The organism is Vibrio sp. S11_S32 (assembly GCF_014694465.1).
In the GTDB taxonomy this organism is placed as follows: Bacteria; Pseudomonadota; Gammaproteobacteria; order Enterobacterales; family Vibrionaceae; genus Vibrio; species Vibrio algicola.
Genome location: NZ_JAAUWS010000001.1, coordinates 258,338 through 280,951 on the forward strand (window position 1 = coordinate 258,338; position 22,614 = coordinate 280,951).

Genomic DNA, 22,614 nt, shown 5'->3' on the forward strand with positions numbered 1-22,614 from the left:
ACGCTATGCTGGGCAAGGTAGAACAAGCCTGCATAGCGCTTTATACTTAAAAAAATTAAACTTCCATTAACTCTTTTTCTTTAACCGCTAGCAGCTCATCAATGTTTTTAATTGCGACATCAGTGATTTTTTGAATATCTTCTTGTGCTTTACGATCTTCATCTTCTGAAATCTCTTTATCTTTCAGTAATGATTTAAAGTCACCATTAGCATCACGGCGGATGTTACGCACAGCGACACGACCGCCTTCCGCTTCCGCACGTACGATCTTAACCAGATCTTTACGACGTTCTTCGGTTAATGCTGGAAGTGGAACACGAATAACGGTACCGGCTGACATTGGATTTAAACCCAGATCAGACTTCATGATTGCTTTTTCTACCGCTGGGGTTAGCTCTTTATCAAAAACCGTAATAGCCAGAGTACGTGCATCTTCGGCTATGATATTGGCAAGTTGATTAAGCGGTGTTGGTGCGCCGTAATATTCAACCGAGATATTTTGTAGAATACTTGGGTGCGCGCGACCGGTACGAATTTTTGATAGGTTACCTTTTAGTGCATCGACACTTTTTAGCATGCGCTCTTGAGCGTCTTTTTGAATTTCGTTAATCACAATATCACCTTGTGTTTTATCTGTTAAAGCGAATGAATCCATCCACTCTGTTTAGTATCAGTTCCATCGATTAATTGCCTGGTCAAACTTATTCAGCTTGATCAGTATCGCTAATTAATGTGCCTTCTTGCTCACCCATTACCACGCGACGTAGTGCCCCAGGCTTGTTCATGTTAAATACGCGGATTGGCATTTTATGGTCACGAGCTAAAGTAAAGGCAGCTAAGTCCATTACTTTTAATTCTTTATCTAATACGCTGTTGTAGGTTAGCTTATCACACAAAACTGCATCTGGGTTAGCCACAGGATCGGCTGTATAAACACCATCCACTTTGGTGGCTTTTAATACTACATCTGCTTCAATTTCAATCCCGCGTAAACACGCTGCAGAATCGGTAGTAAAGAAAGGATTGCCTGTACCGGCAGAGAAAATAACCACACGACCTTGACGTAATTGGCTAATCGCATCGGCCCAGTTGTAATCATCACATACACCTTTAAGTGGAATGGCAGACATAACACGCGCATTAACGTAAGCACGGTGAAGTGCATCACGCATGGCTAAACCATTCATCACGGTTGCCAACATACCCATATGATCGCCCACAACACGGTTCATGCCAGCTTCTGCAAGACCAGCGCCACGGAATAAGTTTCCGCCGCCAATCACGACACCGACTTGAACACCAAGTTCGACTAACTCTTTCACTTCTTGAGCCATGCGGTCTAAAACCGTTGGATCAATACCAAAACCTTCAGCACCTTGTAAGGCTTCACCACTGAGTTTTAACAAAATACGTTGATATGCAGGCTTAGGATTCGTTGTCATGGAGTGTACCCTCAAATAATGTGATTTGATTAACTGTTATGGATAAACATCATCCTATTCTCATCGCTTGTAACACTTTTCACTTAAGCATTAATAAACAGTGTCGAGATTAGTAATTTCGTTATTTATTCATAACAATTAAAAACTTATTACAAAAAGACCGCAGCATGGCTACGGTCCTTTAGGTTCGCTATACAAAACAGGGATTAACCTTTTTGTACCGCTGCAACTTCATCAGCAAAGCTCATTTCAGCTTTTTTCTCGATACCTTCACCAACTTCTAAACGTACGAAGCTAGTTACTGTAGCGCCTTTCTCTTTCAAGAATTCACCAACAGTTTTCTTAGGTTCCATGATGAATGCTTGACCAGTAAGAGAAACCTCACCAGTAAATTTCTTCATGCGGCCAACGACCATTTTTTCAGCGATTTCTTGTGGTTTGCCTTCGTTCATTGCGATTTCAACTTGAACCGCTTTCTCTTTAGCTACCACGTCTGCTGGAACATCTTCAGGGTTTACGTATTCAGGCTTAGAAGCTGCAACGTGCATTGCAACGTGCTTGATAGTTTCTTCGTCTGCATCACCCGCAACAACTACGCCAATACGCTCGCCGTGACGGTATGAACCTACTTTAGCGCCTTCAATGTAAACAACGCGACGAACGCCGATGTTTTCACCGATTTTAGCGACTAGAGCAATACGTGTTTCTTCAAACTTAGCTTGAAGTGCTTCAACGTCAAGACGTTCAGCGATTGCTGCGTCAAGAACAGAGTTAGCAAAACCTAGGAAGTTAGCATCTTTTGCTACGAAGTCAGTCTGACAGTTCACTTCTAGAAGTGCTGCGAAACCTTCGCCTTCTTTAATTAGGATCGTACCTTCAGCAGCAACGTTACCCGCTTTTTTAGCCGCTTTTGCAGCACCGCTTTTACGCATGTTTTCGATTGCTAATTCAATATCAGCATTCGCTTCAACAAGCGCTTTTTTACAATCCATCATGCCTGCGCCAGTACGCTCACGCAATTCTTTAACTAGAGCAGCTGTTACTGTTGCCATTGTATAATCCTCGGTTGTTTCCAAAAATGGTAAAAAACAGGGGCCTGCTAATTTCAAATGAATAAGCATGGCCCCTATTACTAACTATAACTTAATCTCAACTAGCCAATAAGACCGTCAACACTAAGTGACAAGGAGCAGTGATATTAAGCTTCTTCTACGAAACTGTCTTTATCAGAAACTGCAACTACGTCTTTGTTACGACCTTCAGTTACTGTTTCAGCAGCAGCGTTTAGGTAAAGCTGTACCGCACGGATTGCATCGTCATTACCAGGAATGATGAAGTCAATGCCATCTGGATCAGAGTTAGTATCTACTACTGCAAATACTGGGATACCTAGGTTGTTTGCTTCTTTAACTGCAATGTGCTCGTGGTCAGCATCGATTACGAACAATGCGTCAGGTAAGCCACCCATGTTTTTAATACCACCAAGAGATTTTTCTAGTTTCTCCATTGTGCGCGTACGCATTAGAGCTTCTTTCTTAGTGATTTTTTCAAACGTACCGTCTTGAGATTGAGCTTCAAACTCTTTAAGACGTTTGATAGATTGACGAACTGTTTTAAAGTTAGTCAACATGCCGCCTAACCAGCGGTTGTTTACGTAGTACTGGTTGCTAGCGATTGCGGCTTCTTTTACTGCTTCAGAAGCGGCACGCTTAGTACCTACGAAAAGTACTTTACCTTTACGCTCACCGATTTTGCTTAGCTCAGCTAATGCATCGTTGAACATAGGAACTGTTTTTTCTAAGTTGATGATATGAACTTTGTTACGAGCGCCAAAGATGAAAGGCTTCATTTTTGGGTTCCAGTAACGAGTTTGGTGACCGAAGTGAACACCAGCTTTAAGCATATCGCGCATTGATACAGTTGCCATTATATAATCCTCTTTAATGGGGTTAGGCCTCCACATCCCCCATGAGTCCGACTCTAAGCCAATGATTGGCTCGAGCACCCCGGATCACGTGTCGGAATGTGTGTGATTTAAGAAATAGTATGTGAAACTCACAATGCTCCGCCAAATACAGGAGTGAACATATGCCAATTTCGGTGCGCTTTATATCATAAAACACGGCTATAAATCCACAAAAACCGCTTATCTCGGGTGCATTTTTTATTTTTTTGTTTTTTTATCGCAATTATGTCGATGATAACGGATTTCAATTGCGATTAGCGCTCCCACTGAATACACTATTGCAATAGTTATTTACCCTGACATTAAAGTGATAACTTCAATTTTAAAGGGTATCGCGTGGTAATAGAAATATAAGGCCCCTGTCACATGACGATTAGAATTAAAACTGCCGAAGAAATTGCAAAAATGCGTATCGCCTGCAAATTAGCGGCCGATACCCTTGAGATGATCGCACCTTACGTCAAAGAAGGCGTGACCACTGAAGAGCTGAATAAAATCTGCCACGATTATGGTCTTGAACATGGTGCGTATTCTGCGCCATTAGATTATCACGGCTATCCAAAATCAATTTGCACCTCAATCAACCATATCGTTTGTCATGGCATTCCAGCTTCTCAAGATGAAGTGGGCAGCAACGGTCAAATCAAACCCGCAGTGCTGAAAAATGGCGACATCTTAAATATCGACATTACCGTGATTGTACCCAATGATCCTAATGCTGATCTGAGTGTGCGACCTGAAGGTTACTATGGTGACACCTCAAGAATGTTTTTAATTGGTGAGGTAACACCGGCCAATAAACGTTTATGCATGGTGACCCAAGAAGCGCTTTATGTCGGTATGCGTAAAGTCAAACCTGGTGTGCAACTGGGTGAAATTGGTACTGCGATTGAAAAATACATTAAAGATAATAACAAGAAAAACCCACGTAATAAGTTCTCTATCGTAAAAGATTTTTGTGGCCATGGCATTGGCGATGAATTCCACGAAGAACCGCAAGTGGTGCATTATAAAAATACCGATCGCCGTATCTTAAAAGAAGGTATGATCTTCACCATCGAACCTATGATCAATGCCGGTAAGTTTGGTGTCACGGTTGATGCAATGGATGACTGGACCGCTTATACGGGCGATGGTAAAAATTCAGCCCAATTTGAGCACACGATTTTGGTGACCAAAACCGGTTGTGAAGTGATGACCTTACGTTCGGATGAAACCATTCCTCGTATTATGCATAACGCTTGATATTAAAAGCCTAAAGCACAAAAATTTTCGCCCTTGCTGATTTATCAACAAGGGCTTTTTATTACTATCAAACCAAGATTTCTCTGCCGTGGAGCATTGGTTTTCTATGCTTGAAACGCTATTATCGAAATAAGCTCATATTTGTTGCAAGGAATGCGCATGCCTTACCAATCCCCTGTCAGTTTACAAGATGACCAAATCTGTCCGGCCGAATTAAAATCTCAACTTGAACAGTTTTCTCTCCATCAAAAAGAAGCTTTTCTGGCTCACCAACCGGTTGAAGAATTAGTGCAGGCACGCTCTGATTATATGGATTCAGTTTTATCTCGTTTATGGACCTATTTTAATTTTGAACAAGAATCCTCTCTGAGTTTGATTGCAGTGGGCGGTTATGGTCGCGCAGAGTTACACCCGTTATCAGATATTGATATCTTAATTCTTTCCCAAAATACTATATCTGATGACATCTGCGCTAAAGTGAGTCAGTTCATCACTTTGCTGTGGGATTTACGTTTAGAAGTGGGTCATAGTGTTCGCACCATCAACGAGTGTATTCAAGTTGGGCAAGATGACCTTACCGTTGCCACCAACTTACAAGAAGCGCGCTTTTTATCTGGCAGTGAAGCAACCTATGATGATTTAATGGAACAAATCAGCGCCCCGACCTTTTGGCCGAGTGAGGTTTTCTATCCAGCAAAACTCCAAGAGCAACGTGAGCGTCATTCTCGCTATCACGACACCACGTATAATTTAGAACCAGATATCAAGTCTAGCCCTGGCGGTTTGCGGGATATTCATACCTTAAGTTGGGTCGCTCGTCGGCACTTTGGCGCCACCTCGTTACGAGAAATGAGCTATGCCGGCTTTTTAACCGATGCGGAATACCGCGAACTAGTCGAATGTCAGAACTTCTTATGGCGAGTGCGGTTTGCGCTGCATATTGAACTTAAACGCTACGACAACCGCCTCACCTTTGGTCATCAAGCCAGTGTTGCTGAAAACCTCGGCTTTATTGCCGAAGGTAATCGCGGCATTGAAATGATGATGAAAGAGTTCTACCGCACTTTGCGTCGTGTCGCCGAACTCAACACCATGCTATTAAAATTGTTTGATCAAGCGATCACCAATAAAGGCAAAAAGCTAGAGATTGAAGTGCTATCGGCAGATTTTCAACGTCGGGGCACCTTAATTGAAGCGCGCAAACCGGCGTTATTCCAAGCTCGTCCAGAAACCATTTTGGATATGTTTTTTCATATTGCCAATGACTCATCGATTGAAGGGGTTAGCCCTCCGACATTACGCCAATTGCGCACCGCGCGCCGTCGTTTAAATCGCTTTTTGCACACCATTCCTGCCGCACGCGAAAAATTCATGGATCTAGTCAGTCACCCTAATTCGTTGCACCGCGCGTTTGGTTTAATGCATCGTTTAGGGGTATTAGCTGCTTATCTGCCGCAATGGAGCCAGATCGTCGGCCAAATGCAATTTGACCTATTCCATGTTTACACCGTCGATGAACACAGCATGCGAGTGTTAAAACAACTGCATTCGTTTAGTGATTCAGACAACCATGCTATCCACCCGATTTGTTGTGATGTTTACCCTCGTATTCAAAAGAAAAACCTGCTTATTATCGCCGCTATCTTCCATGATATTGGTAAAGGTCGCGGTGGCGATCACTCCGAGATTGGCGCAGTCGAAGCCTATGATTTTTGTATCGAACATGGCCTATCCAAACCGGAAGCAAAAATGGTGTCTTGGTTGGTACAAAACCACCTTTTGATGTCGGTGACCGCTCAGCGCCGTGATATTTATGATCCCGATGTGATCACCGAATTTGCTAAAAAAGTGCGTGACGAAGAATACCTAGAGAACTTGGTGTGCCTCACGGTAGCCGATATTTGTGCCACCAACCCTGAACTGTGGAACAGTTGGAAGCGTACTTTGTTAGCCGAATTATTTTATTCTACCCAACGAGCCCTGCGTCGCGGTTTAGAAAACCCGGTCGATGTGCGTGACCGTATTCGCCACAATCAACACATGGCGGCGGCAATGTTACGCAAAGAAAACTTCACGCCAAGAGAAATCGAAGTGTTATGGCAGCGCTTTAAAGCCGACTATTTTCTGCGCCATACCGCCAAACAAATCGCTTGGCATGGTGAGCATTTACTCAAGCACGACCATAAACAGCCGTTAGTCTTGATCAGCAAAAATGCTTCACGAGGCGGCACCGAAGTGTTTATTTACGCGAAAGATAAAGCCAGTTTATTTGCCACTATGGCCGCAGAGCTTGATCGTCGAAACCTGAGTATTCATGATGCACAAATCATGACCAGCAAAGATGGGTATGCGCTCGATACTTTTATGGTACTGGATCATAACGGCGAACCGATTGACGATGACCGACACCAAATTTTACAACAACAATTGTGTACTATCTTACAAACAGCAAAGCCAAAAATCGCTAATTTAAGACGAACGCCACGTCAACTATTGCATTTTAACGTTAAGACTCGCATCGACTTTATTCCGACTAAAACAGGCAAGCGCAGTTTGATGGAATTAGTCGCATTAGATACGCCAGGATTATTGGCAAGAGTCGGCTCAGCGTTTGCCGAATTAGACATACATTTGCATGGCGCTAAGATCACCACCATTGGCGAGCGCGCAGAAGATTTATTTATCTTAACCTCGCCAGCCGGAGGCCGCTTAGAAGAAGAGGAAGAGCAAGCTATTCGAGCACTATTGATGACAAAAATCGCGCAACTGTCACCACATTAAATAAAAATAAGCGCTAAAATAATGGTTATTCGATCATGTAAAATTAGAAGAATCGAGGTGAATATTTATGTATCCAAACCTGCAAAAGCTTGGCATTACCGAGCCTAAACTAATCGCCCGTTACAGCTTGCGTCAAGAAGCTCAAGTTGATGTACTTAAAGTCTATTTTCACAAACAAAAAGGCGAATTGTTTGCTAAAAGCGTTAAGTTTAAGTATCCACGCCAACGCAAAAGCATTCGCTTAGAAAACAGCCAAGGTCGTTATAAAGAGACCACCGAAGTCAGCCCTAACCTGACTCAAATAATGACTGAATTAAATAAAATCACCAAACCAAAAGCGATGGACAGCGCTGATATCAAACATAAAATCCTGACCGATTTGCGCCATTTAGAAAAAGTGGTATCAGGAAAAATTGCCGAAATTGAAGCGGATTTAGAAAAACTGAAGTAGCGGCAGTTAAGTCATTTCAAGCAGCGATAACTTAGCGGTGTAACGGGTGTTAATACCAATTCCATTTAATATTTGATCAATTTAAATACGCCGAAAAGACGCTGATCCGTCCTTGGTCGCTTGAAAAAAGGCCATCGATGGTCTTTGCCACTTTTCTCTGTACTCAATTTTGAACCATCATTAAATTTATGGCATTGGTATAAATTGCTCGTCACGTCCACAGCTATACCCGTCTTACTTGAAGCTGCAGCTTTGTTGGCTGCGCTAACTCCCCCCAATCACTTAGGCAAGCTAAGCTATTAAGCTATTAAGCTATTAAGCTATTAAGCTATTAAGCTATTAAGCTATTAAGCTATTAAGCTATTAAGCTATTAAGCTATTAAGCTATTAAATCATCCATATTCCATTCGAATTCGGCAAATAAAGCTTGCCACACTTCGTCAAACTTAGCTTCAATCACGATCGCCTGCTCGGTGATCGGGTGAATAAAACTTAATCGTGTCGCATGCAGCATTAAGCGATGAGCATTAAGATTATCTCGAAACAGTCGATTTTGTTTACCATCACCGTGCGAAGTATCACCAATAATGGGATGACGTAAATGCGCCATATGTCGGCGTAATTGGTGCTTGCGCCCTGTCAGTGGTTTCATTTCAACCAAACCAAAGCGACTGGTTGGAAAACGTCCGGTTGAATACGGTACTTCCACTTTCGCCAGAGGTTGATAATCAGTCACTGCCGACTGTGCTTCTTGTTCCTGCTTGGCAAATTTATCGGCCACTTTATCCAATTCTTTTTTAAGTGGGTAATCGAGCCGCGCTCCCTCTTCAACCCAGCCGCGTACAATCGCATGGTAGATTTTCTCAAATTTATGCTCGGCAAACATTGGCGCGGCCTGTGATGCCATCTCACTGGAAAGTGCAAATAACAACACCCCAGAGGTGGGGCGATCAAGTCGATGCAAAGGAAACACATGCTGACCTATTTGATCGCGCAAGGTTTGCATCACAAAACGCGTTTCATGGCGATCAAGCCACGAACGATGCACCAACATTCCCGCCGGTTTATTTACTGCGATCAAGAACTCATCACGATAAATGATCTCTAATTCAACCATCTCTTCATCGGTTGGCAGTGGCTCATCAATCGAACCATCGCGCTTTGCTTCATCATGTGAATCTGATTGTGTTTTCATTATTGGGCTCATTTTACCGCGTCATCTATTCGTTTAATGGTGAGTAATAAATCGTTTAAAGACGTATCTCGAACCGAAGCTTGTTCAAAATAAGGACTGATTTCAAAACCAGCCGGCATCTCACAATCGGACGCCATTAATGAACGCATTTTGGGCATAAAAACCCACTGCAGCCATTGGGTTGGCGATAAAGTATCGACCGAAAAAGGCTGGTTACTGGCTAACGCTTCCGCTGATGGCGCTTGCGCTTCCCAAAAGGTGAGTTCAATCATTTTGTCTTCTAATTGCTCAAGTGCATCGATTAATTTAGTGTAATCAATCATTTTCGCGGCTGTCCCCTTGATATTGAAGAACTAGGATACCATTTAATTAATAAGTTTTATTATATTACCTTCATCTATCATTGGGTTTCATCATGAATGCGATACACAATTTAAGCCAGTTATTAGAAAAAAGTCAGTGCCAATACCAAATTTTTGACTTAGGTCGCCGCATTCAATCCATCAATCAAAAAACTTTTTTACAAGTCGAAATGGGACAAAAACCCTACCCATTTCCATTGCAACGTCATGCGCATATTGCGGTCGCTTACTGGACCGAGCAAAATCAACCTTGGATCTGGTTTTTAAAATTCCCACTTGATGAACGCGGCCTGTTAAACCAAAGTGATGTTGGTAATTTCTTAAAGTACGTCACCGAAGCAATGGGCGCGCAACTGGGTCAAAGCTTGACTGAAGAACAACAACAGCACCTTGCCGACAACCCTTACACTTTTACTCCTAAAGATGACAAAATGGCGGCATTTCATAGCTTGATCCGCGCCCATTTAAACTTAGCCACCAGCCAATATTATGAGCATGCGCAGCATTACTTTAGTGGCGATTTAGGTTGGGCTAACTGGCAGACCGTTGGATTACAAGGTATCACCGATATGTGCGCTCGCCTGTCGGACAATCAAAATACCGTTGCCATTCGTAAAGCCCTGCCACAGCTGGCCAAAGACACTCAATGCCACCCAGCCTTGTATGTCTTACTTGGCGCGCTTGAGCATGTCACTTTAGATGAAAAATTAAGTCAACGTATTGCTGAACTGGCGCTTGAGCAAAGCCAACACGCTCAACCCGATTTATTTTTATTATCGGCTTATGTGCGAGCACTGTCTGGCGGTGACGAAACTCAATTACAAGCAGTGATTGAAGCAATTTTAGCTAAGCCAGAATTAAGCCACGCCGAAGTGTTGATCGCGATTGCAGGCCGCTGTTGGTCACAATTGACCACAGAAGCGCGAGCAGGCAAGTTTTTATTGCGCTTGGCCCAAACTGACAACCAAAATTTATTTAACCAATTATTTGCCGATTTAGTGATGCTGCCAGAATTGCGCATGACATTTTTGCCTTTATTGCATAATACTCCAAGCCCTGAGCTCGCCAATGCATTAATCACTTTGCAACAGCAGACCAAATCAGGCCAATAAATCAAATCGACGCTATAACGTACATTTAAGTATTGACGTAAATCGAAGCTATAACGTACATCTAAGCTATGAGATACATCTAAGCTATACGTTAAATTGAAGCCACAAATCAAATTGAAGCTATAAGCCCAAGGAAAGTTGGATGATAACGGATTTATTAATGATTCTATTGGTGATGTTTATTGCCTTATTGTTTTGGCAACAACGTCGTCAATCGGAATTGGCTCACCAAGCCATTTTGCGCCACTGCGAACAACTGGATTTACAGGTTCTTTCTACTTCGTTACTGCGCTATAAAATAAAGCTACCCGATGGCCGCTGGCGTTTTCATTCGCAATACCAGTTTGAATTTTCTTCTCGCGGTGATGATTGCTACCAAGGCACAATGATCATGATAGGCTTTAAAGGCACCCACTTTCGCTTGCCACCGTATAGAATGGTCGACAACTATGATTATTAACCGTCTCGGTATGATTAAAAAACCGCAGGCCATTAAAAACAACATGGTAGGCCAAATACTCAAAAAGGTTTCAAAATGAATACCCAAAACATTACTGAAGAACTGCATCAAGTGTTATCAGCATTACGCGCCGAAGGCAAAGAACCGAGCGTGGCATTAGTCAAAGCTCGCATGTCGGTTACGGTGCCTATGCCTGCGATTATTAGCACTATTAAATCGTGGAAAGCCTCCAACCGAGTCCCTAAAGTTGAAATTGCAGCTCAACAGCCTGTTAATGACAGCGATGCTAAGATCCTGCAACTTCAACAGCAACTTCAACAGCAAATTCAAGACCTACTGCAACGAGTGACCAGCTTAGAGCAGCAACTTAAAGCAAACAAAGAAGAGAAATAATATGAAGATTTGGGTTGATGCCGACGCATGTCCGAAAACCATTCGCGAAACCATTTGTCGCGCCGCCGAAAGAACCGGCATCACCACCACTTTTGTCGCCAATCACCAAGTTCCAGTGCCAAAGCGCGTCAACATTCACTCTATTCAAGTAGAAAGTGGTTTTGATGTTGCCGATAACGAAATTGTGCGTTTAGTTGAAAGCGGCGATCTGGTGATCACCTCAGATATCCCACTGGCGGATGAAGTGATCACCAAAGGCGGTCAAGCATTAAGCTCGCGCGGTGAGCTTTATACCAAAGACACCATAAAAGCGCGTCTTAATATTCGTGATTTTATGGACACCATGCGCTCTAGCGGACTGCAAAGCGGTGGCCCAGCACCTCTATCCCAAACCGATAAACGCGAGTTTGCGAATCATTTGGATAAGATTTTAGCCAGAGCCAAATAACAAAAAACGAGTCATTATTAATCACTCGTTTTTCTCTTTAAGGTAGCAAGATGATTGAGCCGGACAAACTTAGCTTTTCAGCTGATCCCACGAGATATTTGACACGATCCGGCAATCATCACATTTGAAATAAAAAATATCATGCAGAGGTTTTTCCAGTTTCCAGTCACCATCACAACGTGGACAGCGGCGTTGCTTTTCCGCTTCTAGGCTTTCGCCGCCAATACGATATAAATAGTAATAGGTCGGAATTTTCGTTAAGTATTCTAGGCGTCCGCGCAAATCCCAACCACGACGAAACAAATAACTGCTCACATCGGAGATTTCTTTTAGCGTCGCATGTTCGGCTTGGGTCGCGCCAGCCATTTGAATTTCATCACACGCTTGCCATTCAGTTTGCCACTTAATAATCGCTTTATGATCGCCATTTAACGTGGGTGGATTATGGTATAACGGGATTGGCCTAAAGGTATCACCGCAGCGTAATGGCGAACAAGAATGCACAAAAGTAGTGTACAAAATCTGCCAACTCGACTGCCCCATCTCTTGATGCGATACCGTCTGCTCTGAGTTTAAATCTTGCCCTAACACTCTTACTTTAGGCGCTAAGACTTTCGCTTCGGTTAAACGCTGCAAGCACACTTTGACATACGCCGAGTGATACTGCGGATGCATACTATCGGATTCTGGACAAATTAAGCGAACCCGAAATTCCCCCTCACCAATGATGATTGGAAATTCACGACCTAAAATCTGGCCATTAAAACGTAACGCATCTAATAAACCATTGATCGATTTTTCAACCGCATCCATAGTGGTGTTATCAAAACATTCAAATTGCAACTCTACAACGTACACTCGACTTCCTTCTTACACTTCGACTTTGCATTGGGTTAAAAACTGTTCGATATTGGGGCTTAATACATCGCGGTTGGCGGTGCCCAAACGTTCTAAAATCACTTCGCCAGTCATATTACAGATCGACACCACATCTAACTCGGCATCAGTGGTGCCAATAAACACGGTGGGTTTTAATTTTAGACGGCGCTGAGTCACTAAATGCCCCAAGATATTTTCTTGCAGAGTCACAAAGTCCTCATCACTCCACACTTGCAATAAAGTGAATGGTTTATTGTTCCACGAAAGGGTTAAATCGGCGCTGTATTGTGAGCCATAGAACGCTTTGATATCAGAATGAATAATCAGCTCAATACCACGTTCTAAATTGCCAAAATCTGCTACTTGGTCACGCTCTTGTGGTAGCCACTCAACCTCTTTGCTGCCGAGGCTAGTTTGTAAACACGGTGAAGGTAAGCCTTGCATTTCATTGGCAATTGGGCGGCTTTGGTACGCTTGTTCCCATTGAGTCACAAAATCGGAAGTGAGCGCCGCTAAAGTGTGAGCAATATTATGGTTCATTCAAGGCTCCAAATTCAAAATTATATGGCTATTGTATAGATACCAAATGGAATTGGTATTACTATTCGGGTAATTGTAACAAACCAAGATTCTACTATGACTAACCCTGAAAAATCTAAATCTTTATCTGCCCAAACCAGCTCCACCAAATATGCCAATGCTAAAGAATTACAAGGCTTAACATTAGGTCAACACACTCAATATCGTCACGATTATGACGCCAGTTTATTGCAAGGTGTGCCGCGCAGTTTAAATCGTCAAGATCTGGGATTACATCAAGTCGAAAATCTGCCCTTTATTGGTTGTGATATCTGGACGTTATATGAGATATCATGGCTCAATAATAAAGGTTTGCCGCAAGTTGCCATTGGTGATGTATCACTGCCGCTCACCAGCCCTAATTTAATTGAATCAAAATCGTTTAAGCTGTATTTAAATAGCATCAACCAAACTCGTTTTGAGAATTGGCAGCAAGTCGAAGAGACTTTAAAAGCAGATTTATCAGCCTGTGCTGGAGAACCCGTTGAGGTGTGCTTGCATCATGTTGATCACTACAATCAACAACCGATCGTCAGCATGCAAGGGTTATGCATTGATAATCAAGATATCGAAATCACCGATTACCAATTTAATGAGCAATATCTACAAGATGCCACTTGCGACCAACAAGTAAGTGAAACCCTACACAGCCATTTATTAAAATCCAATTGTTTGATCACCAACCAACCCGATTGGGGCAGTGTTGAAATTCAATACACAGGCAATAAAATTTCACAACAAGCACTATTACGTTATTTGGTTTCTTTTCGTGAACATAATGAATTTCATGAACAATGCGTGGAACGTATCTTTTGTGATATCCAGAAATACTGCCAACCGACAGAATTAACCGTTTATGCCCGCTATACTCGTCGAGGTGGATTAGACATCAATCCTTATCGCTCGAGTAAATGTGCACAGCCGACGAATATGCAACGTATGGCACGTCAGTAATTTTAATTTCAAGAGAATATACACTGCAATGAATAGATTGGCTCAAAGCCTTATGGTGCTCAGTTTTTTATTGAGTAGCTTACTTTTTAGCACCCTAGCACAAGCTAAAGTATACCTATCGCCAGTTGCGCAAGAAGCGGAAAGACTCTTAAGCGTTAATCCACAAAAATCGCTTGAAGTCACCAAGCAGTTTTTGGCGACCCGAAAACTGGTGGCCAATAACAGTCAAGATTACACCTTATCGAAAGATGGCAGCGAAAATAGCATCCGCACGCCCGCCACCAGCATTGAAGCTCTGCAAATTATGGCTTTGGCTTATCAACACAGCAACCAGCCACAGCAAGCACTGCTCACCATCAGAAACGCCGAAAGCATTGCACAACATTATCAATTACCTCAACCTCTACTCGATTCGCAACTGATCCAAAGCCAATTATTGTGGCAACAAAATCATAATATTAGTTCGATCAACCAGAAAATCACCCAGATAAAAAATCAGTTACAGCAAGAAGCACAAGCTACTAACTGGAAGCAAGAGTTCCATTATAATCTTTATATGTTTGAAGCTAAAATCTATGCATATCAAGGTGACACAATCAAAGCAGAAGCAGCATTTAAACAAGCTGAAAACTACGTCATTGCGTTAAAATCGACCTTACTTACCATCGATTACCACCTCACTTTAGGTCAATATTACCTTGAGCAAAGCGAGTACGACGACTCGCTTACCCAACTTCTTATTACCTATTGGATGGCGGTAAAAGAAGGCGATAGTATCGAATTAGCCAAAGCAAACTTATTACTCGCCAAACTGTTTTATACTCGCCAGGTATTTGACAAAGCGATAGAGCACACCACAGAAGCCGCCGATTTTTATGATAATTACCCCTATTCCGAGGCATTATCTGACACATTGAAACTAATGGCTGACACTTATTTTCAGCAAGGTAAATATAACCTTGCTTTAGTCAATTATCTCAATGTATTAGACAATGAAACAGCCTTAAAAAAACCTGAAAAAATCATTGATTTAAAAATTAACATTGCCAATACCTATCTGAAATTATTTGATTTTTCCCATGCTGAAATTTACCTCACCCAAACCATCGCCATGGTAAAAAGTAGCGGTTACTCGGGGCGAGATGCCGAAATTTATTTATTACAGGCCGCATTAGCGCTCTCCAATAATGATGCGAGCGCAGCATTAAACAGTAGTCAACATGCGTTAACCATTGCGAATAAAATAAGAAACAATCGCCTCAAAATGGATGCTTATAACATTCGCTCCTCTGCCTATCAACAACAAGGGAATTACCAGCAAGCTTTTAAAACACAGAAGCACTACCAAGCTTTATGGAAAAACCAGCAGGAACAATTTAATGCGATTAATGACAAAGTATTTCGTCAACAAAAGGATATTATTGAACAATCTCTCCATTATGCAGGTTTAGAAGATAACCTTGCGCGCAGTCAGCAGCAATATAGTGAATATCAAAAATCCACCTTTATATTGTTATTTGTTTGCTTTTTAATGCTAGCTCTTATCATTTATCGCGGCTCTGTGAATACGAAAATACGGGCAGATCTAGAGGAGCAAACTCTTGAACTCTATACCCACACTCGTTCACGATTACAAAATTTAAAGCTACTCAATGTTAAGCTCCCCAAATCATTACAACGCAGTAGTGCGGTATTTGAACAGTGGCGATTGGGCGAATTAATTAACGAACCTTTGATCGACCGACTGTATTTCGTGATGTTTGATGTCACTTTCTTACGCAATGTTTATCTAAAACGCGGTTATCAAGCAGGGCTAGAAATAGAACAAGCATTTGGCGCACATTTAAAAACCTTTGTCACCGCCCCTGCTCGCCTCTATCATTTTGCTGATGGGAGATTTTTATATATTGAACCCAAAGCTACCCACCAAGGGTCGGCTAAAGAAATGTTTGAAAAAATCAATTCTTGGGTCGAAGGTTTTCAAACTGATACTGATATTAAACGCCACATAAGAATGGGGATGGCGGAATATCCGTTTTTACCGAAAGCCTACACCGCCATTAACGATAAAGAGTTAATCGATATATTATTAATGGCCATTTATATCGGGAGTCAAATGAGTAAGCATGAAGGCGAAACCAAAAGTCAATGGATCCATTTATCGGCAATTAAAAATGCTCCAGCAGCCAGCTTTGCGTCCGATAACACTCGCTTAGCTTGCCAACAAGCGGTCAACCAAGGACTAATAAAAATTCAAACCTTAAGTGGTAATGATGAGCTAGCCAAAGAAATCATCCGCAATGAAAAGCCTGACTTCTAACTACACAACAAAGTTTGTAGTATCGCTTGACTAATCGGTGTAATGTTAAGAAAAATAACAACAAACCCGATTCTATACCCGCTTAACTTGGCGCTAGCGTTTTAAGTTAAACGGGTATAGAAGATCAAGTTGGAAGGAATCTGTTATGATCACCCAAATAAGCCCAATGGGCAGTTTAGATTTATTATCCCAATTAGAAGTTAGCAAACTCAAAAAAGCCGCCTCTAGTGACCTCTATCAATTATATCGTAGCTGTTCTCTAGCCGTGCTCAACTCAGGCAGTCACACCGATAACTCAGAGCAATTACTCAGCCAAAATCTCTCATTTGAAGTTGAAGTTTTACGCCGTGAACGCGGGATCCAAATTGAACTCACCGATCCGCCCGAGCATGCCTTTGTCGATGGCACCATCATTAAAGGTATCCAATCGCATTTATTCTCAGTGCTGCGCGATATTGTGTTTTTGCACATGCAACTGGCAGACCGACAAGCATTAAATTTGACTGAACCGGTTCTGATCACCAATTTAGTGTTTAGTATTCTGCGGAATGCCAAAGCCTTACACGCCGGTTTTGATCCTAATCTTGTAGTGTGTTGGGGTGGACATTCGATTAACGAAATTGAATATCAATATACGCGTAAAGTGGGCAACGAGCTTGGTTTGCGTGAAATGAATATTTGTACCGGCTGTGGTCCTGGCGCAATGGAAGGCCCAATGAAAGGCGCGGCAGTTGGTCATGCCAAACAGCGTTATACTAATCAGCGTTATATTGGCTTAACCGAGCCTTCTATTATTGCCGCCGAGCCACCAAATCCAGTGGTTAATGAGCTGATCATCATGCCAGATATCGAAAAGCGTTTAGAAAGCTTTGTGCGCATGGGACATGGGATCATTATCTTCCCCGGTGGCCCTGGCACAGCCGAAGAATTGCTTTATATACTTGGCATCTTAATGCATCCAAATAACGCCGATCAACCCTTGCCACTAGTGTTAACGGGGCCAAAAGAAAGTGAAGCTTACTTCCGCTCAATCGATCAATTTATCCATGACACACTAGGGCCTGACGCGCAGAAACATTACCAGATCGTGATTGATGATCCTGCCCAAGCCGCACGCATTATGAAAGATGCAATGGTGGAAGTAAAAGAGCACCGCAAAGCCAATGAAGATGCCTACAGTTTTAACTGGTCTTTGCATATTGAGCCAGAATTCCAAGCCCCATTTATCCCAACCCATCAATCAATGGCCGCGTTGGATTTACATTTAGAACAACCACCAGAAAAACTGGCGGCCAATCTACGCAAAGCCTTCTCTGGCATTGTAGCGGGTAATGTAAAATCGGAAGGGATCAAAGAGATCAAAAAGCATGGTCCATTTATTATTGATGGCGACCGTAATTTAATGGCCAAAATGGATACTTTGCTCAATGATTTCGTGACTCAGCAACGCATGAAATTACCTGGCTCTGAATACATTCCTTGCTATCAAATCGCCAAATGATCATCAAAGATCAACCGCAACGAATATGTTAAGCTAATACGCTTCTGGTACATGACGTGCCAGAAGCTTTTTTATACCTGTTCTATCACTTTCTATACCCAAAGTAATTGAAGTTGCAGTGAGGCGGCAAGTAAACGAAGCCCCATGAGCTTAGCTTGCCTAAGTGATTGGGGTGAGTTAGCGCAGCCAACAAAGCTGCAGCTTCAAGTAAGACGGGTATATTTAATACTCAGCAAGGAAAACTATGTCGATTCATTTGGTGATCATTGATGCGCTCAACTTAATTCGCCGCGTCCATTCCGCTCAGCCCGATCCCAATGATATCGCCCGCACCATTGAGACCACTACTCGAACCTTGCATAAAATCATTAATGAATCCCAACCGACTCATATTATTGCGGTGTTTGATCATCATTTGCAAAACCGTGGCTGGCGCGCCGAAGTACTGCCAAGTTACAAAGAAAATCGAAAGCCGATGCCTGAAGCGTTACTCGCAGGTTTAGAATCGATTCAAGCGGCATGGTGGGAATTTGGGATTGATTCTCTGTTATCCGATGGTGATGAAGCCGATGATTTAGTGGCAACCTTGGCGTGTAAAGTGGCTTCTGCTGGAGAGAAAACGACTATTATTTCGACCGATAAAGGCTATTGCCAACTGCTGACGCTCAATATCCAAATTCGTGATTACTTCCAACACCGCTGGTTAGACGCACCATTTATCGAGCAAGAGTTTGGGGTACAACCACAGCAACTGGCCGATTATTGGGGATTGACTGGGATCAGTTCCAGTAAAGTACCGGGCGTCCCTGGTGTTGGGCCTAAAGCTGCCAAAGAAATATTGCAACAATATGGCGATATTGAAAGCGCTTATGCCGCTGAAGATCTAGCACCTAAATATCGAAAGAAATTGGATGAACATATTGAACTGGCCAGAACCTGCAAGCAGATCGCTGCCTTAAAAACCGATATGAAGCTTGGCTTTAATTTGCAGGATGTGAGGTTTGAGAATAAAGCGTAACAACGGAATCAAAATCGACCCACAACTATCATTCCATGCATGAGCTTAAGCGAATAGACAGGGAATCTCGCTTGTAAGATAGCCTAATTTAATTATTTATTTTCTCTCTTGTCACAACACAAGTTAAGTTAAAAACAAGGGCGAGCTGTCCAGCTCGCCCTAAATCACTTTTTAGTATGGGGAGATATTTTTCAATACTTGCACATGGACAGTGATTTCTTCACGATCATGGTACAAATGTTTCGCTTGTAGCTTGTAAGGCACTTCATTTTCATCGAAGAACTGCTTCAAGTTTTCAATATCATCCAGCACTTCATCGTAACGGCCTTTCATTGGCAGTTTAAGATTGAAAATCGCTTCTTTCGCCAAACCACGGATCAACCACTCACCCATTAGCTGAGCAACACGTGATGGCTTCTCGATCATGTCACACACAATCCAAGTCACGTTTTTCTTCGGTGGGATAAACTTAAAGCCATCGGCAGCGTGATACTTCACTTGGCCGGTATCCATTAAGCTTTGCGCCATCGCACCGTTATCGACGGCGTGTACAAACATCGAACGCTTCACCAATTGGTAAGTCCAACCGCCAGGGCAAGCCCCAAGGTCAACTGCCCACATGCCAGGTGCTAAACGAGTATCTAACTCATCTTTAGGAATAAACACATGGAACGCTTCTTCGAGTTTTAAAGTCGAACGACTCGGTGCATCGGATGGGAATTTTAAACGCGGGATCCCCATAAAAAACTGCGAGTTGTTTTGCGGCAATGAATAGCCCACATAACACTGGCCTGGCGCGGTAAAGCACACGTGCAAGACTGGCTTTTTGGCATTATCTTTAGCAAACAAAAAGCCTTTACCACGTAATGCCGAGCGCATTGGTACGGTAAATTTACGGCAAAACTTCAGTAGCTCTTTGGCTTCGTTGGTGTCTGGCGTTTCAATCCGGATATCACCACACATTGGAAATTTATCTTGCGCTTCCAGTGCCGCTAAAATCGGAGAAATACGATCTTCCACCGGTAAATTGGATAGCTCAGCACTGACCGCCATCATTTGACGAGCAAAGATCAGAGTTTTAAAGTCAATCTTACTGATCAGCTTATCGGCATCACCGTCTTGGTAACATTCAAACACAACATAGCCCGATTGTTTTTTAACACGTGGGAAGCCAAAAAGTTCTAGGTCATTGGCTTTGTCTTGAATTTCACCCGCACACTCTTTTTCAAAGCCAGAGCGGCAGTAAAGTAAAACGTGTTTCACGATGTCACCTTATTAAGTCTTATTACAGAAAGGGTAAAAATGATCCAGCCCAGCATAAAGAACACACCACCGAGTGGGGTAATCGGACCAAACCATTTTATGCCGGTTAGTGCCAGCGCATAAAGACTACCACTAAAGCAAAGGATGCCGATGATAAAGCAACCACCAGCATAAGCTAGCCCTTTTCGTGCTTTTTCATTATAGCGGTTTATTTGATGCTTAGGATCCGTCTGTTGATTTTGCGAATCCGCCTGTTGTTGTTTCGAGCCCATCTGTTGCTGCTGGGCCGTTATTTGCAATAAAATGCCACACGCCAACAGTGCAAAGGTATGCCACGCTTGGTATTGCACCCCGGTTTTAAATACCGCTAGCAAATACTCTGGCAACATTTTAGTTAAGCCGTGAGCGGCAAATGCACCTAGCGCCACCACGATAAAGCCAGAGATACCCGCAACGGCCAGTAAACGCTGTCCTTTGCATGCAAACACTTTAGATGTTGTTGTCATTGTCATTCCTCATCGCGCCAGTATTACGCTCAATAAAATCACGCATCTTGGTCACGGCTAATTCGCGGTTGCCCGTTTCAGTAAAACCAGAACGCACTCGAGGTTTAAAACCATGATCACCATCTGGGATAAATTCAAGTGCAATAGAAGATGACAGTACAAACGCACTACACTCCTCACGGGTACCGAAAGTATCGCGCTCGCCTTGCACAATCAACATAGGTTTAGTCACACAGGCAAGATGCTCACCACGATATTTTTCAAGCTGTTTTGGCGGATGAAAAGGAAAACCTAAACACATTACGCCGCGCACGGTTTCAAGTTGAGATAGATGGCTTGCCATGCGTCCCCCCATCGACTTACCCGCTAAAAATAAGCAGGTTTTTGATTGAGTATAATGGGCAATTAACGCTTCAAACGCGGCTAATAATTTTGGTGCGCGATCCGGCGGACTCTTCTTGCCTGTGATCGCCCGCTTGGCCATGTAAGGAAAATTAAAGCGCACCACTTTGATTTGTTCGCAAGCTAAACGCTGCGCGATATCAGTCATAAACTCATGATCCATTCCCGCACCAGCGCCATGAGCCAACAAAACCGTGATAGCGGCATGTTCATTGCCATCAACTAACACGGGTATATCGATGTCATCAATCACGATTTTTTGCTCACGATTCAGGTCTCTTTCAGGCGCAAGTTTCATGCTTGATTGCCTAAATGGTTTTCTTCTAAATCATTGTCGAGTAACACATCTTGTTCTGCTGCTGCTTTGCTTATCATCCAATCACGGAAGGTCGCCACACGGCCGCTATCGGCTTGTTTATTATCACACACTACATAGAAGGCGTTTTTACTCATCAACACTTCGTCAAACGGTTGCACCAAACGCCCGGCATCGAGATCAGGTTGCACCAATACATTATTGACAAGGGCGATCCCCTGACCATGCATTGCCGCTTGGATCACCATCATCGAGTGACTAAAGATCGGGCCATGATTCACACTAACACCATCCACTTGATGTTCTTTCATAAAGCTTTTCCAATGCTTACGCATGCTGTCATGCAACAAGGTGTGATGCTTTAAATCTTCAAGCCCAGTTAAAGGCTTCGCCCCCAGTAATAACTGCGGTGAACACACGGGGATCAAACATTCTAAATAGAGTTTATCGGCGCGAACACCCGGCCAATTGCCACGGCCATAATAAATCGCCACATCAACATCATCTGACAAAGAACCATCATCCATATCGACCGCTTTAATACGCACATCGATATCCGGCTCTTGAGCATTAAAATCGGCCAAGCGAGGCACTAGCCATTGGATGGCAAAACTCGGCGGCAAGCTGATCGTCAACGCGCCCTTTTCACTGCGCTCTAATACTTTATCAGTGGCATCAGAGATGGCGGTGAAAATATCTTTCAGATCGAGAAAATAACTTTGGCCTTCTTCAGTCAGTAATAAGGAGCGATTTCGACGGCGGAACAGCTTCATTCCTAAAAATTCTTCTAATGCTTTGACTTGATGACTGACTGCCGCTTGGGTAACGAACAATTCTTCAGCAGCGCGTGTAAAACTCAAGTAACGTGCGGCTGCTTCAAAAACGCGCAATGAATTTAGTGGGGGTAAACGTCGTGCCATAACCAAAACCTACTCATTAATTTTTCTTATGCGAAGTATTATAAATTGTCCATTGCTGAACTACCATTAAAACTCTATATTTCATCCCACATTAATGACTT

The 22,614-nt window shown here is 42.9% G+C and carries 23 protein-coding genes; 11 read left to right on the top strand and 12 right to left on the bottom strand.

Features of this window, described 5'->3' with window-relative positions:
- Positions 1 to 55 precede the first annotated feature (55 nt).
- The 4 genes from frr to rpsB all read right to left on the bottom strand — a co-directional run bounded on the left by frr (position 56) and on the right by rpsB (position 3,369).
- The gene (gene frr / locus HC723_RS01190) at positions 56 to 613 is read right to left on the bottom strand and encodes a ribosome recycling factor (RefSeq protein ID WP_153448123.1); all 558 of its coding nucleotides are present in this window, start codon (positions 611 to 613) and stop codon (positions 56 to 58) included.
- A gap of 88 nt (positions 614 to 701) precedes the next feature.
- The gene (pyrH, locus tag HC723_RS01195) at positions 702 to 1,442 is read right to left on the bottom strand and encodes a UMP kinase (RefSeq protein ID WP_153446428.1); all 741 of its coding nucleotides are present in this window, start codon (positions 1,440 to 1,442) and stop codon (positions 702 to 704) included.
- A 206-nt stretch (positions 1,443 to 1,648) separates the two neighbouring features.
- Positions 1,649 to 2,494, bottom strand: a complete 846-nt coding sequence (gene tsf / locus HC723_RS01200; protein ID WP_153446426.1) for a translation elongation factor Ts — start codon at positions 2,492 to 2,494, stop codon at positions 1,649 to 1,651.
- Positions 2,495 to 2,640: 146 nt separating this feature from the next.
- Positions 2,641 to 3,369 carry a 30S ribosomal protein S2 gene (gene rpsB, locus HC723_RS01205; protein ID WP_153446424.1) on the bottom strand — a complete coding sequence of 243 codons (729 nt, stop codon included), beginning with the start codon at positions 3,367 to 3,369 and terminating at the stop codon, positions 2,641 to 2,643.
- Positions 3,370 to 3,774: 405 nt separating this feature from the next.
- On the opposite strand from rpsB, the gene map reads away from it, so the two are divergent.
- From map to HC723_RS01220, 3 genes are all read left to right on the top strand, one after another.
- Positions 3,775 to 4,653 carry a type I methionyl aminopeptidase gene (gene map, locus HC723_RS01210; RefSeq protein ID WP_190337923.1) on the top strand — a complete coding sequence of 293 codons (879 nt, stop codon included), beginning with the start codon at positions 3,775 to 3,777 and terminating at the stop codon, positions 4,651 to 4,653.
- 159 nt (positions 4,654 to 4,812) lie between these two features.
- On the top strand, positions 4,813 to 7,434 hold the full coding sequence (gene glnD / locus HC723_RS01215) for a bifunctional uridylyltransferase/uridylyl-removing protein GlnD (RefSeq protein ID WP_190337924.1): 2,622 nt from the start codon (positions 4,813 to 4,815) through the stop codon (positions 7,432 to 7,434).
- Positions 7,435 to 7,501: 67 nt separating this feature from the next.
- Complete coding sequence (locus HC723_RS01220) at positions 7,502 to 7,885, top strand: DUF3461 family protein (protein ID WP_153446419.1); 384 nt, start codon at positions 7,502 to 7,504, stop codon at positions 7,883 to 7,885.
- Positions 7,886 to 8,264: 379 nt separating this feature from the next.
- Here the strand turns inward: HC723_RS01220 and truC are convergent, their stop codons facing one another.
- Both truC and HC723_RS01230 read right to left on the bottom strand, forming a co-directional pair.
- Positions 8,265 to 9,002 (bottom strand): tRNA pseudouridine(65) synthase TruC, encoded by a 738-nt coding sequence (truC, locus tag HC723_RS01225; protein WP_190337983.1) that lies wholly within the window; start codon positions 9,000 to 9,002, stop codon positions 8,265 to 8,267.
- 86 nt (positions 9,003 to 9,088) lie between these two features.
- Entirely contained in the window at positions 9,089 to 9,403 is a 315-nt protein-coding gene (locus HC723_RS01230) for a YqcC family protein (RefSeq protein ID WP_190337925.1), read from the bottom strand.
- A 92-nt stretch (positions 9,404 to 9,495) separates the two neighbouring features.
- Between HC723_RS01230 and HC723_RS01235 the strand changes: the two genes are divergently transcribed.
- From HC723_RS01235 to HC723_RS01250, 4 genes are all read left to right on the top strand, one after another.
- The gene (locus HC723_RS01235) at positions 9,496 to 10,554 is read left to right on the top strand and encodes a DUF3549 family protein (RefSeq protein WP_153446414.1); all 1,059 of its coding nucleotides are present in this window, start codon (positions 9,496 to 9,498) and stop codon (positions 10,552 to 10,554) included.
- 142 nt (positions 10,555 to 10,696) lie between these two features.
- Positions 10,697 to 11,014, top strand: a complete 318-nt coding sequence (locus tag HC723_RS01240) for a DUF3301 domain-containing protein (RefSeq protein WP_190337926.1) — start codon at positions 10,697 to 10,699, stop codon at positions 11,012 to 11,014.
- Between the two features lie 75 nt (positions 11,015 to 11,089).
- On the top strand, positions 11,090 to 11,407 hold the full coding sequence (locus HC723_RS01245; protein WP_190337927.1) for a hypothetical protein: 318 nt from the start codon (positions 11,090 to 11,092) through the stop codon (positions 11,405 to 11,407).
- Position 11,408: 1 nt separating this feature from the next.
- A complete protein-coding gene (locus tag HC723_RS01250; RefSeq protein WP_153446410.1) occupies positions 11,409 to 11,855 on the top strand; it encodes a YaiI/YqxD family protein in 447 nt (148 codons plus the stop codon).
- A gap of 69 nt (positions 11,856 to 11,924) precedes the next feature.
- Here HC723_RS01250 and HC723_RS01255 read toward each other — a convergent pair whose 3' ends face one another.
- Both HC723_RS01255 and syd read right to left on the bottom strand, forming a co-directional pair.
- On the bottom strand, positions 11,925 to 12,713 hold the full coding sequence (locus HC723_RS01255) for a DUF2310 family Zn-ribbon-containing protein (RefSeq protein WP_190337928.1): 789 nt from the start codon (positions 12,711 to 12,713) through the stop codon (positions 11,925 to 11,927).
- Between the two features lie 12 nt (positions 12,714 to 12,725).
- Entirely contained in the window at positions 12,726 to 13,274 is a 549-nt protein-coding gene (gene syd, locus HC723_RS01260) for a SecY-interacting protein (protein ID WP_190337929.1), read from the bottom strand.
- Between the two features lie 96 nt (positions 13,275 to 13,370).
- Between syd and queF the strand changes: the two genes are divergently transcribed.
- From queF to xni, 4 genes are all read left to right on the top strand, one after another.
- Complete coding sequence (gene queF / locus HC723_RS01265) at positions 13,371 to 14,267, top strand: NADPH-dependent 7-cyano-7-deazaguanine reductase QueF (RefSeq protein ID WP_190337930.1); 897 nt, start codon at positions 13,371 to 13,373, stop codon at positions 14,265 to 14,267.
- A 28-nt stretch (positions 14,268 to 14,295) separates the two neighbouring features.
- Entirely contained in the window at positions 14,296 to 16,587 is a 2,292-nt protein-coding gene (locus HC723_RS01270) for a tetratricopeptide repeat protein (RefSeq protein WP_190337931.1), read from the top strand.
- Positions 16,588 to 16,732: 145 nt separating this feature from the next.
- The gene (ppnN, locus tag HC723_RS01275) at positions 16,733 to 18,088 is read left to right on the top strand and encodes a nucleotide 5'-monophosphate nucleosidase PpnN (RefSeq protein ID WP_153446401.1); all 1,356 of its coding nucleotides are present in this window, start codon (positions 16,733 to 16,735) and stop codon (positions 18,086 to 18,088) included.
- A gap of 244 nt (positions 18,089 to 18,332) precedes the next feature.
- On the top strand, positions 18,333 to 19,106 hold the full coding sequence (xni, locus tag HC723_RS01280) for a flap endonuclease Xni (protein WP_153446400.1): 774 nt from the start codon (positions 18,333 to 18,335) through the stop codon (positions 19,104 to 19,106).
- 171 nt (positions 19,107 to 19,277) lie between these two features.
- On the opposite strand, the gene rlmM is transcribed toward xni, so the two are convergent.
- From rlmM to HC723_RS01300, 4 genes are read right to left on the bottom strand one after another with little or no spacing between them, the layout of a single operon-like run.
- Complete coding sequence (rlmM, locus tag HC723_RS01285; RefSeq protein ID WP_153446398.1) at positions 19,278 to 20,369, bottom strand: 23S rRNA (cytidine(2498)-2'-O)-methyltransferase RlmM; 1,092 nt, start codon at positions 20,367 to 20,369, stop codon at positions 19,278 to 19,280.
- Entirely contained in the window at positions 20,366 to 20,875 is a 510-nt protein-coding gene (locus HC723_RS01290) for a DUF423 domain-containing protein (protein WP_153446396.1), read from the bottom strand. The genes rlmM and HC723_RS01290 overlap by 4 nt, the downstream gene beginning before the upstream one ends.
- Positions 20,859 to 21,518: an alpha/beta family hydrolase gene (locus tag HC723_RS01295; RefSeq protein WP_153448121.1), complete on the bottom strand. Its 660-nt coding sequence runs from the start codon at positions 21,516 to 21,518 to the stop codon at positions 20,859 to 20,861. The genes HC723_RS01290 and HC723_RS01295 overlap by 17 nt, the downstream gene beginning before the upstream one ends.
- Before the next feature lie 53 nt (positions 21,519 to 21,571).
- Positions 21,572 to 22,513 (bottom strand): transcriptional regulator GcvA, encoded by a 942-nt coding sequence (locus HC723_RS01300; protein ID WP_190337932.1) that lies wholly within the window; start codon positions 22,511 to 22,513, stop codon positions 21,572 to 21,574.
- Positions 22,514 to 22,614: the final 101 nt, after the last annotated feature.